The sequence below is a fragment of the Marinobacterium arenosum genome (assembly GCF_019795155.1).
In the GTDB taxonomy this organism is placed as follows: Bacteria; Pseudomonadota; Gammaproteobacteria; order Pseudomonadales; family Balneatricaceae; genus Marinobacterium_C; species Marinobacterium_C arenosum.
In genome coordinates this window covers 126,164-138,693 of sequence record NZ_JAILYN010000001.1, presented here as the reverse complement: position 1 = coordinate 138,693, position 12,530 = coordinate 126,164, and the positions used below count along the sequence as shown (strand labels likewise).

The following is a 12,530-nucleotide window of genomic DNA, read 5'->3' as shown; positions in this document are numbered from 1 at the left end:
CGGGACAGCCAGGGGCCGCCCGGTCAGCGATGATTTAGCGGGTCTTAGGCTTCAACAGTCGGGATGACGTTGGAAGCTTTCTCGACGTAGCTGTCCATCTTGTGGAAGTTCAGGTACTGGTAGATCTCGCCAGACATGCTGTCGAGGTTCTTGGCGTACTCCATGTACTCCGCGACAGTCGGCAGTTTGCCGGTGACCGCCGCAACGGAAGCCAGCTCGGCGGACGCCAGGAAGACGTCGGCGCCGGTACCCAGACGGTTCGGGAAGTTACGGGTGGAGGTGGATACCGCGGTGGAGTTCTCCGCGATACGCGCCTGGTTACCCATGCACAGCGAGCAGCCCGGCATCTCCATGCGTGCACCGGCACGGCCGAAGATGTTGTAGTAGCCTTCGTCGGACAGCTGAGCGGCGTCCATCTTGGTCGGCGGCGCGATCCACATGCGGGTCGGCAGCTGCTGACCGGCAGCGTCCAGCAGTTTACCGGCGGCACGGAAGTGGCCGATGTTGGTCATGCAGGAACCGATGAACACTTCGTCGATCTTGCGGCCAGCCACGTCGGACAGCAGACGGGCGTCGTCCGGATCGTTCGGGGCGCACAGGATCGGCTCTTTGATCTCGGCCAGGTCGATCTCGATCACCTCGGCGTACTCGGCGTCGGCGTCGGCACGCATCAGGCTCGGGTTCGCCAGCCACTCTTCCATGCCCTTGATGCGGCGCTCGATGGTGCGCGCATCGCCGTAACCTTCGGCCAGCATCCACTTCAGCATCACGATGTTGGACTGCAGGTACTCGGCAACGGACTCTTCGGACAGGGTGATGGTACAGCCAGCTGCGGAACGCTCGGCAGAGGCGTCGGACAGCTCGAACGCCTGCTCGACGGTCAGGTGTTCCAGACCTTCGATCTCCAGTACGCGACCGGAGAAAGCGTTCTTCTTGCCGGCCTTCTCTACGGTCAGCAGGCCCTGCTTGATGCCGTAGTACGGGATCGCGTGTACCAGGTCACGCAGGGTGATACCCGGCTGCATCTTGCCTTTGAAGCGCACCAGTACGGATTCTGGCATATCCAGCGGCATCACGCCGGTCGCAGCCGCGAAGGCCACCAGGCCGGAACCGGCCGGGAAGGAGATACCCAGCGGGAAACGGGTGTGGGAGTCACCACCGGTACCGACGGTATCCGGCAGCAGCATGCGGTTCAGCCAGGAGTGGATGACACCGTCGCCCGGACGCAGGGAAACACCGCCGCGGTTCATGATGAAGTCCGGCAGGGTGTGGTGGGTGTTGACGTCGACCGGTTTCGGGTAGGCCGCGGTGTGGCAGAAGGACTGCATCACCAGGTCGGCGGAGAAGCCCAGGCAGGCCAGGTCTTTCAGTTCGTCACGGGTCATCGGACCGGTAGTGTCCTGGGAACCGACAGTGGTCATCTTCGGTTCGCAGTACATGCCCGGACGGACGCCTTCCATACCGCAGGCCTTGCCGACCATCTTCTGCGCCAGGGTGTAGCCCTTGCCGGTGTCGGCCGGCTGCTCCGGCTTACGGAACAGATCGGACGGCTCCAGGCCCAGGGTTTCGCGCGCTTTTTCGGTCAGACCGCGACCGATGATCAGCGGAATACGGCCGCCAGCGCGGACTTCGTCCAGCAGTACCTGAGTCTTCAGGCTGAACTCGGAGATCACTTCGCCGGCTTCGTTCTTGACTACGCCTTCGTACGGGTAGACTTCGATTACGTCGCCCATCTCCATCTTGGAGACGTCCATCTCGATCGGCAGTGCACCGGCATCTTCCATGGTGTTGAAGAAGATCGGGGCGATCTTGCCGCCGAAGCAGAAGCCGCCGGCACGCTTGTTCGGTACCGCCGGGATGTCGTCGCCGAAGAACCAGAGTACGGAGTTGGTCGCGGACTTACGGGAAGAACCGGTACCGACTACGTCGCCGACGTAGGCAACCGGATGGCCCTTGGCTTTAACTTCTTCGATCTGGCGCAGCGGGCCCTTGACGCCCGGCTCGACCGGCTCGATCCCTTCGCGGGCCATTTTCAGCATCGCATTGGCGTGCAGCGGGATGTCCGGACGGGACCAGGCATCCGGAGCCGGCGACAAGTCGTCGGTGTTGGTTTCGCCCGGTACCTTGAATACGGTCAGGGTGATCTTGTCGGCCAGTACCGGCTTGGAGGTGAACCACTCGCCGTTGGCCCAGGATTCGATGACCTGCTTGGCGAACGGGTTGCCGGCGTCCATCAGCTCCTTGACGTCGTGGAACGCATCGAACATCAGCAGGGTGTGGGACAGCGCCTTGGCGGCAGCTGCGGCCAGTTCGTCGTCGCTCAGCGCAGCAACCAGCGGCTCGATGTTGTAACCGCCCAGCATGGTGCCCAGCAGTTCAACGGCTTTGACTTTGTCTACCAGAGGGGACGTGGCTTCGCCTTTAGCGATCGCAGCCAGGAAGCCCGCCTTCACGTATGCCGCCTGGTCAACGCCGGCCGGTACACGGTTGGTCAGCAGGTCAAGGATAAACTGTTCTTCACCTGCCGGCGGGTTTTTCACCAGCTCGACCAGTGCCGCGGTCTGATCGGCGTCCAGCGGTTTCGGCGGTACACCTTCGGCGGCACGTTCTTCTACATGTTTACGATAAGCTTCAAGCACGATATAGCCCTCATCTGTTGTCTCCGCCGGTCTATTGCTCTGATTGTCCCGGCGGCTATCGATCTAATACATCGACCATTGCGATTGGCGGCTAAATTCTAGCGGAGACGGTGGCTAAAGTTAAGATTTGTCGACAATCTTGGCGGTTAGACTTTCTGCTGAAATTGCCGTTTTTTCATGAGGCGGCGTCTTGGTGTTGTCTTATAACTATTTGAATTTCATATAAAAACCGTTATTGACTCCAGGTGGCGGAAAACTATGGTCGGTACTGGCAGGCGGCTGGGCAGGGAAATTTTTTTAACCCGTTTTGGTGGCTTTTTGATCGTTTTTCGGGCCGCCGGAGGGGCTGGTCGGCGAGCCGCATTGTGCATTGCGGCATCGATTGAATCTTGCAAAGGACGTTTGGTCGGATCTGGATCAAGGTTATTGCAGTTAATTCTCGCTACCATCGTGGCCTTAAGCAGTCCTGGCAGAAGCGGCACCCGCCCGTGTATCTGTCGTAGCAAGAAACGTTGTCAGAGTATTTATGAGCGAGATTACCACCAGCGGCGCGCGCCGGGTTGAGCTGCGCTACTTCGACGGCAGTCGTCGGCTGGCGTCGGTGCTGGACCGGGAGGTGCCGTTCCCGGACGGCAAGATCATCGTGTCGCGCACCGATCCTGACGGTCTGATCACCCACGCCAACCAGACTTTTGTCGAGATGTCCGGCTATCCGGTCGACGAACTGCTGGGCCAGCCACACCATATTCTGCGTCACCCGGATATGCCGCAACAGTTGTTCGCCGAGATGTGGCGCACCGTGCAGTCCGGCAAGCGCTGGCACGGCTATATCAAGAACCTGCGCAAGGATGGCGCCTTCTATTGGGTCAAGGCGACGGTGATGCCGAATATCCGTCTCGGCAAGCTGCTGGGCTACACCTCGGTGCGCAAAGAGCCGTCGCGTATAAAGGTCGCCGAATGCGAGGCGCTCTATGCCCGGCTGCGGGCTGAACAGGATTGATGGCCCTGGCGAGGGGCTGTCGCTATAATGCGCGCCGGTTTGTAGATAGATGAAGATGATGGAAGCACTAGACGAGATTAAGCAGTTCCTGGCCTGTGAAACCCCCGATAGCTGGATCGAGCTGGCCCGCCAGCCGGAAAGTCAGCCGCTGTTGCTGATCGACCACGCCCATTGCGAGAAAAAGGCGGCGTCGACCGCGATGACGCTGATGTTCCGCTATGTGGATCGTAGCGATCTGCTCAACAAGATGTCGCGGCTGGCCCGCGAGGAGCTGATCCACTTCGAGCAGGTGTTGGCACTGATGGAGGAGCGCGGTGTGCAGTACTGTCACCTGTCGTCGGCCCGTTATGCCGGCGGCCTGCGTGAGCATGTCCGTACCTCCGAGCCGGGTCGGCTGATCGATGTACTGATCGTCGGGGCCTTTATCGAGGCGCGCTCCTGCGAACGGTTTGCCAAGCTGGCACCTTACCTGGACGATGAATTGGCCAAATTCTACCGTTCGCTGCTGAAATCCGAAGGGCGTCATTACCAGGACTACCTGGGGCTGGCGGCGGACTACGCCGGCGAGCCGATCGACGAGCGGGTAGCCCATTTCCGTGAAGTGGAACGTCGCCTGATCGAGGAGCCGGACGATACCGAGTTCCGCTTTCACAGCGGCGCCCCGGTTATTAATTGATAGCTGTCGCCGATCAGGTAATACCGGTCATCGGTGAGATGCTGGTAAAGACAATGTCGCCCGCTCTGCGGGCGACTTGCGTTTCTGGGTTACGCGCCGGAATCGATCGGAAAATCGATTAGCCGGTAGCCATCGGCCGTCCAATCCAGGTACCAGCCCTTCTTATCCCAATCGCCCAATACGATCCGGGTGCCTTGCTGGCCATCGACTTCCATCTGGTGAATGGCGGGCCGGTGGGTATGGCCGTGCAGCAACAGCTCGCTGTTGGCATCGCGCAGCGCCTGCTCGACCGCTTCGGCATTGACGTCGGTGATATAGCTGGCCTTTTCTCGGCCGCGTGCTTTGCTGGTGTCGCGGATCTGGCGGGCGATCGCCAGTCGCTCCTCGACCGGCTTGGCCAGGAACATCCGTTGCCACTGCGGGTCGCGCACCATCTGGCGGAACTGCTGGTACTCTGCATCGTCGGTGCAGAGCTGGTCGCCGTGCATCAGCAGCAGGCGGCGGTCGTCGGCGGTGGTGATGCAGAGACTTTCCGGCAGCAGGGTGCAGCCGGTCTGGCGGGCGAAGCTGTCACCGACCAGGAAGTCGCGGTTGCCGTGCTGGAAAAACAGTTCGACACCCTGTCCGTTGAGCGCGGATAGCGCTTCGAGGATCGGTTCGGTACCGGGGAAGGGGCTGTCATCGCCGATCCAGGCTTCGAAAATATCGCCCAGTAGATAGAGCTGATCGGCCTGGCGGGCGGTGACGTTCAGGAAATGGAGAAACGCCCGGCTCAGGTCCGGGCGTTCGTGCTGCAGGTGCAGGTCGGAAATGAAGATCTGGCGCATTGGCGCTGCTTATTCCGCGTCCTGCTCGACAATCTCGGCCGACTCGATAATTACGTCTTCGGCCGGTACGTCCTGGTGGCCGGCGCGCATGGTGGTGGAGACCGCCTTGATCTTGTTGACCACGTCCATACCTTCGGCAACCTTGCCGAACACCGCGTAACCCCAGCCTTCCAGGGTCTTGGCAGTGTGGTCCAGGAAGGTGTTGTCGGACACGTTGATGAAGAACTGGGCCGACGCGGAGTGCGGCTCCATAGTGCGGGCCATGGCGATGGTGCCGGCTTGGTTGGACAGACCGTTGTCCGCCTCGTTCTCGATCGAATCGCGGGTCTCTTTCTGCACCATACCCGGTTCAAAGCCGCCGCCCTGGATCATGAAGCCATCTATGACGCGGTGGAAGATTACGCCGTCATAGAAGCCGTCACGGACGTACTGCTCGAAGTTCTGCGCAGTTTTGGGGGCTTTCTGGTAGTCCAGTTCCAGCGTGATGTCACCGAAGTTCGTGTGCAGGATAATCATCGATAGGGTTCCTGATTTTGCTTGTTATGGGCGCATTATACAGAAGTTTAATGAGGGGCCCAAAAACTGTTCTGTTTCAGCCACTTTCGATCGCTTAATCAGCTTGCCGACGCTGGGAGCGCAGGCTAGGTTCTGGTTATAATGGCAAGTCGAATTTCCGCATGGTTCAGTGACAGACGCACAACATGAGCAATAACGAACAGAGCAAGCCAAGCAACTTTATTCATCAGATTATCGAACATGACCTGGAGACCGGGGCCCATAACAAGGTGGTTACCCGCTTCCCGCCGGAGCCCAACGGCTATCTGCATATCGGTCATGCCAAGTCGATCTGCCTGAACTTCGGTACCGCCGAGAAGTTCGGTGGCGTCTGCAACCTGCGTTTCGATGATACCAATCCGGAAAAAGAGGAGCAGGAGTACATCGACTCCATCGTCGAAGACGTTCGCTGGCTGGGTTTCCAGTGGGATGGCGATATTCGCTATACCTCGGACTATTTCGACGAGCTGTACAGCTACGCCGTCCATCTGATCAAGGCGGGCAAGGCTTATGTCTGCGACCTGAGTCCGTATGAGGCACGCGAGTATCGCGGCAACTTCAATACGCCGGGTACCAACAGCCCGTTCCGCGACCGTTCGGTCGAGGAAAACCTCGAGCTGTTCGAGAAGATGAAGAACGGTGAGTTCGACGAGGGCGCCTGCTCGTTGCGTGCCAAGATCGATATGGCGTCGCCGAACATGAACATGCGCGATCCGATGCTGTACCGGATCCTGAAGAAAGAGCACCACCAGACCGGCAATAAGTGGTGCATCTACCCGATCTACGACTTCGCCCACGGCCAGTCCGACGCGATCGAGGGGATCACCCACTCGCTCTGTACGCTGGAGTTCGAGGACCACCGCCCGCTGTACGACTGGTTCATCGAGAACCTGCCGGTGCCGTCTCAGCCGAAGCAGTACGAATTCGGCCGGTTGAACCTTAACTACACGGTTACCTCCAAGCGCAAGCTGAAGCAGCTGGTCGATGACAAGGTGGTGGAATCCTGGGATGACCCGCGGATGCCGACCATCTCCGGCCTGCGCCGGCGTGGTTATACCCCGACGTCGATCCGCAACTTCTGCGACAGCATCGGCGTCACCCGCTCCTATGGCGTGGTCGACATGGGAATGCTGGAAGCGGCGATCCGTGACGACCTGGACAAGCACGCGCCGCGCGCAATGTGCGTGCTGAAGCCGCTGAAGGTGACGATCACCAACTTCCCGGAGGGTGAAGAGGAGTGGTTCGAGCTGCCGGCGCATCCGAAGGATGAGAGCATGGGCAGCCGTAAGGTGCCGTTTACCCGCAACCTGCTGATCGAGCAGGAGGATTTCGCCGAAGTGCCGCCGCGCAAGTGGAAGCGTTTGACCCAGGGCGTGGCGGTGCGGCTGCGTGGCTCCTACGTCATCACCTGCGATGAGGTGATCAAGGACGCCGAAGGCAACGTGGTTGAGCTGAAATGCAGCTACGATCCGGCCACCAAGGGAGCCAATCCGGAAGGTTACAAGCCGAAAGGGGTGATTCACTGGGTGTCTGCGGACAATTCGCTGCCCTGCGAGGTTCGCCTGTACGACCGCCTGTTCACCGAGGAGAACCCGGACGGTGACAAGGAGCGGGATTTCCTCGAACTCCTGAATCCGGAATCGCTGGTTGTGCTGTCCGGCGCGCGGGCGGAGATCGGCCTGAAGGATGCGGCGGTGGAGTCGCGTTACCAGTTCGAGCGGACCGGTTACTTCAATATCGACAAGTCCAGCACGGCCGATAAGGTGGTGTTCAACCGCACCGTCGGCCTGCGTGATTCCTGGGGTAAGCAGCAGAACTGAGGCTGCCCGGCCCGGACTGTGCGATAGTTGAGAGTGTTGAAAAAACGGTTACCTTCGGGTGGCCGTTTTTTTATGCTTGGTTTTTATATTTGTTTTTTTATAGCTGTATTTCGACTGCTAGTAGCCTGTCGGGCTTGGCCGATCATAGCGAAGGGAAGACGTTTTGAGACAGTTTTTAAGCTCTTTTGAGGCGGGTAGTGGTGCTATTTAATTAACGAAAAAGGCGGCCAGCCCAAGGAGGAATGGATGAGAGCGGTACTATTGGCAGTGGGGGCGCTGGCGTTGGCCGGTTGTGCGCAGCTGTCGCCATCGGCGCAGGCCGGATCGGTATTGCCGGTCGAGCAGGTGCGTTCACTGCCGAGAGAGGTGCGTGAAACCTCCGGGCTGGCGCTACACCAGGGCAGGCTGTGGACCATCAACGATAGCGGCGACAGCGCCCGGCTATACCGCCTGGGGCTGGAAAGTGGCGAGCTGATGGCGCGCTACCCGATCGATGGAGCTAGCAATGTCGACTGGGAGGATCTGGCGCAGGATGCCGATCACCTCTACATCGCCGACTGCGGTAACAACCGTGCAGACCGACGTGAGCTGGTATTTTACAAGCTGGCCTGGCGGGATCTGGATAAGGAGGCTGCCGATCCGGTGCCGGCGCTGGCGCTGCGGGTCCGTTATACCGACTTCGACGCCCAGCGTGGCGAGGGCAAGGCGCATAACCTGGACTGCGAGGCGATCACCGTGGTCGAGGGCGAGTTGTGGCTGTTCACCAAGAACCGTGGCGACCAGCAGAGTCGTCTCTACCGGCTAGACCCGAACCGCGCCAGCCAGGACGTCGCGCCGGCGGAGGCGTTTCCGGTGCGCGGACTGATCACTGCCGCCGACTACCATGCCGAAAGTGGTCAGCTGGCTCTGCTGGGTTACGGCATGGGCGGCAGCTTCGGCCAGGCATTTATCTGGCTGTTGCCGGTCAAGGATCGCCAGCCGGACTGGTCGCAGGCGCACCGCTACGAGCTGGCGGCGGGCGGTCAGTGGGAGGCGCTGGTCTGGCAGGGGGCCGGCCAGTTGTTGCTCAGCGCCGAATCCAGCTTGTTCGGCAGTGCCCGCTTGGCGACGGTCAGCGTGCCGGTTGCCTTAAGTAAGTCAACCAATTGATTTATAATGCCGGCTAATGGCCAGCTCCGGGCTCGCTCGGGCGGGCCGGCAATGGACTATCGACCTGGGTCGATCAGACTCGACAAGACTCCACAGAAGCGGATTTCGATGCTGCAGATCTATAACACACTGACCAAACAGAAAGCGCCGTTCCAGCCGCTGGAACCGAACAAAATCAAGATGTACGTCTGCGGGGTGACCGTCTACGACTACTGTCATATCGGCCACGCCCGGGTGATGGTGGCGTTCGACCTGATTACCCGCTACCTGCGCTGTCGTGGTTGGGACGTGACCTATGTCCGCAACATCACCGATGTGGACGACAAGATCATCAAGCGCGCGGCCGAGAACAGCGAAGCGGTTGACCAGTTGACCGAGCGGATGATCGAGGCGATGCACGAGGATGAAGACCGCCTCAGCGTGCTGCGGCCGGATATCGAACCGCGTGCCACCGCCCATATGGGGGATATTATCGACATGGTGCAGACCCTGATCGACAAGGGGTATGCCTACGCCGCCGATAATGGTGATGTCTACTACCGGGTGGAGAAGTTTGCCGAGTACGGCAAGTTGACCAACCAGAATGTCGACGAGCTACGTTCAGGTGCGCGCATCGAGGTCGGCGAGGCCAAGGAAAGCCCGCTGGACTTCGTGCTCTGGAAGAGCGCCAAACCCGCTGAGATCAGCTGGCCGTCCCCCTGGGGCGATGGCCGGCCGGGCTGGCATATAGAGTGTTCGGCGATGTCCAAATGCTGCCTGGGCGAGACCTTCGATATCCACGGCGGCGGCCCGGACCTGCCGTTCCCGCACCATGAGAACGAGATCGCCCAGTCGGAAGCGGCCAACGGCTGTACTTTCGCCAACCACTGGATGCACGCCGGTCCGGTGCGGGTCAACAGCGAGAAGATGTCCAAGTCGCTGGGTAACTTCTTCACCATCCGCGACGTGCTGCAGAAGTACAACCCGGAAGTGGTGCGTTTCTTCCTCGGGCGTGTGCACTACCGCAGCTATATCGACTACTCGGAAGATAGCCTGAAGGAGGCGCGCACCATGCTGGAGCGTTTCTACCAGGCGCTGCGCGGCGTCGAGCTGGCAGCGGACGAGGGTGAGCTGGGTGCGGGATACGAGCAGCGCTTCTTCGAGGCGATGGACAACGATTTCAACACCCCGGAAGCGTTCGCGGTGTTGTTCGAGATCGCATCGGAACTGAACAAGGCCAGCCGGGAAGGCGACGCCAAGGCCGGTCAGTTGGCGGCAGTGCTGAAGCGCCTTGGCGGATTGCTGGGCCTGCTGCAGCAGGACCCGGACAGCTTCCTGCAGGGCGAGGACAAGGCTGGCGAGATCAGTGCAACGGAGATTGAAGCGCTGATCGAGCAGCGTACCGCAGCCCGCAAAGCCAAAGACTTCGCCGAGTCCGACCGGATCCGCGACAGCCTGGCGGCCCAGGGGGTGATCCTCAAGGATAGCCGCGAAGGGACCACCTGGTTCCGCGAGGGTTGAGCCGGAAAATGAGTGAGTGGCGGGGAACCGCGCAAACGCAAGGCAGTCAGAGATGACTGCCTTTTTTATATCCCCTCGGGGAGCTGCAAGATGCAAGCCGTAGGCTATAAGCGGCATAACGGACAGGCACCAGCCCTCTGGCCTATGTGGGGCGTAATCTGGGGCGCCGCTATCGCAGGCGGTTGAGACGCTGTTTGGCCGGTGGGCCTGCAAACAGCCGGCGTGCCGTCCGGTTATCCGATCTGGCGGGCGGCATGCAGCCTGAAGCTTGGCGCTTATGGCTTTATCAACGGGTTCGTCGTTTTCCCGTTAAAGCGCGAAGGCCCTTTTGTATCTGGAGATAACGTTGACCAACCAAGATCAAGCCGTATTGGTGCTGTTGTTCAAGCGGCCCCGGCCCGGCCAGGGCAAGCAGCGGCTGGCGGCCGACATCGGCTCTGACGCCGCCTGCCGGGTGGCGGAAGCGTTGCTGGCCTGTGCCCTGGAACGGTTGCAGAACTGGCCGGGGCCGGTGGTGTTGGCGCCGGCCGCTGCCGCTGACGGCGACTGGAGTCAGGCGCTATTGAGCCGACCGGCGCTGGTCTGTCCGCAGAGCGGCGGAAATCTGGGTGAGCGGATCAACCGGCTGGATGCCGATCTGCGAGCTAAGGGATTCTCTCGCCTGTTGCTGATCGGCTCCGATCTGCCGGAATTGAGTGATCGACTGCTGCTGCAGGCGGCGGCGATGCTCGACAGCAGTGCCGTAGCGCTCAGTCCCGCTGACGACGGCGGTGTCTGCCTGATGGCCAATCGAGAGCCTTGGCCGCTGTTGGCTGAGCTACCCTGGAGCACCGGTCAATTGGGCGAGACGTTGGCCGATTGCTGCCGGGCGGCGGGTATGGCGGTCGGCACGGTGGCGCCGAGTTACGATGTCGACCGGCTGGCCGATCTTCTGGCCTGTGTCGAACGGCTGCGGGCCGGCCAGCCGACATCCGCCCAACAGCGGTTGATCGAGTGTGTCGCCGGGTTGAAGTTGTTCCCACAATAGACATCTGTCATCGAGCTGATGCCCGCGCAGGGGCAGAGCTCCAGTAGTGTGGCTGCTCTCTAGAGCCGGTTCGGCGTATAGGGGATATCGCTCGGGCAGTAAGTGTAAACCCGATCTTCCCAGTATTTGACGGGTGAAAGTCTTCGGATTGGAAATGTCGATCGTCTGCCGAGTGTCAGTGGTGGTCATGGAGGCCGGGCATCGGGGCAGTGCAGGAGGGGCCAGAGTTAGGCTGACCGGCCCCGATGCCAGGCGGGTTTTGCGTCGTCTTAGCAGCGGAACGGGCCGTTAATCCAGCTTTTCGGCCGCTTCCAGAGTGTTTTCCATCAGGCAGGCAACGGTCATCGGTCCGACACCGCCCGGTACCGGGGTGATCCAGCCGGCATGTTCGGCGGCGGTCTCATATTCGATATCGCCAACCAGACGGCCGTCATCGAGCCGGTTGATGCCGACGTCGATAACGATGGCGCCCGGCTTGATCCATTCACCTTTTACCAGCCCCGGCTTGCCAACGCCGACCACCACGATATCGGCCCGGCGGACGTGAAACTCCAGGTCGCGGGTGAAACGATGGGTGGTGGTGGTGGTGCAGCCGGCCAGCAGCAGTTCCAGGGTCATCGGGCGGCCGACGATATTGGAGGCGCCGACAACGACCGCTTCCTGACCATGGAACTCGACACCGGTAGACTCCAGCAGGGTCATCACGCCTTTCGGAGTGCAGGGGCGCAGGGCGGGCAGGCGCTGGGCCAGACGGCCGAGGTTGAACGGGTGGAAGCCGTCAACGTCTTTGTCCGGTCGGATCCGCTCGAGGATCTCGTTGGCATCGAGTTGCTCCGGCAGCGGCAGTTGTACCAGGATGCCGTGTACGCTGGTGTCGCTGTTCAGTTCGTCGACCAGCTCCAGCAGTGCCTGCTGGCTGGTTTCCGCCGGCAGGTCGTAGGAGCGGGATTCGATACCCACCTCTTGGCAGGCATTCTTCTTATTGCGTACATACACCTGGGAAGCCGGATCCGCACCGACCAGTACCACTGCCAGGCAGGGCGCGCGCTTGCCGTCACGAAGGCGTTGCTGGATACCTTCGGCGACTTTTTGGCGTACACTGGCAGCAATCTGTCTGCCGTCTATGATATTTGCACTCATGGTAGGGCTGCTGTCCTCTATCTATATAGATCTAACCGGCGCGAATTTTCTCACGGTTGTCCGTTTGCGCCAAGCGCTGTCCCGATTCCGTCATGGAACAGCCGCACTACAGGCGGGTAAGCGGCATCTGGGCCGGCCGATCTGATCAAACTGTGCGCTAACTCCTTTATTTTATTAAAAAATGTGTAAATGGGGTG

10 protein-coding genes are annotated in these 12,530 nt (G+C 60.5%); 6 read left to right on the top strand and 4 right to left on the bottom strand.

Annotated elements, in window-relative coordinates:
• Positions 1-44: 44 nt before the first annotated feature.
• Positions 45-2,639 (bottom strand): bifunctional aconitate hydratase 2/2-methylisocitrate dehydratase, encoded by a 2,595-nt coding sequence (acnB, locus tag K6T12_RS00635; RefSeq protein WP_222218413.1) that lies wholly within the window; start codon positions 2,637-2,639, stop codon positions 45-47.
• 526 nt (positions 2,640-3,165) lie between these two features.
• Here acnB and K6T12_RS00630 point away from each other — a divergent pair.
• Both K6T12_RS00630 and miaE read left to right on the top strand, forming a co-directional pair.
• On the top strand, positions 3,166-3,639 hold the full coding sequence (locus K6T12_RS00630) for a PAS domain-containing protein (protein WP_222218412.1): 474 nt from the start codon (positions 3,166-3,168) through the stop codon (positions 3,637-3,639).
• Positions 3,640-3,697: 58 nt separating this feature from the next.
• Positions 3,698-4,315, top strand: coding sequence for a tRNA-(ms[2]io[6]A)-hydroxylase (miaE, locus tag K6T12_RS00625; protein WP_222218552.1), 618 nt, complete (start codon positions 3,698-3,700; stop codon positions 4,313-4,315).
• Positions 4,316-4,404: 89 nt separating this feature from the next.
• Here the strand turns inward: miaE and K6T12_RS00620 are convergent, their stop codons facing one another.
• Positions 4,405-5,142 (bottom strand): UDP-2,3-diacylglucosamine diphosphatase, encoded by a 738-nt coding sequence (locus K6T12_RS00620; protein WP_222218410.1) that lies wholly within the window; start codon positions 5,140-5,142, stop codon positions 4,405-4,407.
• A 9-nt stretch (positions 5,143-5,151) separates the two neighbouring features.
• Positions 5,152-5,658 (bottom strand): peptidylprolyl isomerase, encoded by a 507-nt coding sequence (locus K6T12_RS00615; RefSeq protein WP_222218408.1) that lies wholly within the window; start codon positions 5,656-5,658, stop codon positions 5,152-5,154.
• A gap of 185 nt (positions 5,659-5,843) precedes the next feature.
• Between K6T12_RS00615 and K6T12_RS00610 the strand changes: the two genes are divergently transcribed.
• The 4 genes from K6T12_RS00610 to K6T12_RS00595 all read left to right on the top strand — a co-directional run bounded on the left by K6T12_RS00610 (position 5,844) and on the right by K6T12_RS00595 (position 11,193).
• Positions 5,844-7,517, top strand: coding sequence for a glutamine--tRNA ligase/YqeY domain fusion protein (locus tag K6T12_RS00610; RefSeq protein ID WP_222218406.1), 1,674 nt, complete (start codon positions 5,844-5,846; stop codon positions 7,515-7,517).
• A 246-nt stretch (positions 7,518-7,763) separates the two neighbouring features.
• Positions 7,764-8,666, top strand: a complete 903-nt coding sequence (locus tag K6T12_RS00605) for a hypothetical protein (protein ID WP_222218404.1) — start codon at positions 7,764-7,766, stop codon at positions 8,664-8,666.
• Between the two features lie 108 nt (positions 8,667-8,774).
• Entirely contained in the window at positions 8,775-10,166 is a 1,392-nt protein-coding gene (gene cysS, locus K6T12_RS00600) for a cysteine--tRNA ligase (protein ID WP_222218402.1), read from the top strand.
• 346 nt (positions 10,167-10,512) lie between these two features.
• Entirely contained in the window at positions 10,513-11,193 is a 681-nt protein-coding gene (locus tag K6T12_RS00595) for a TIGR04282 family arsenosugar biosynthesis glycosyltransferase (RefSeq protein WP_222218400.1), read from the top strand.
• Between the two features lie 288 nt (positions 11,194-11,481).
• On the opposite strand, the gene folD is transcribed toward K6T12_RS00595, so the two are convergent.
• Positions 11,482-12,333 (bottom strand): bifunctional methylenetetrahydrofolate dehydrogenase/methenyltetrahydrofolate cyclohydrolase FolD, encoded by an 852-nt coding sequence (gene folD, locus K6T12_RS00590; protein WP_222218398.1) that lies wholly within the window; start codon positions 12,331-12,333, stop codon positions 11,482-11,484.
• Positions 12,334-12,530: the final 197 nt, after the last annotated feature.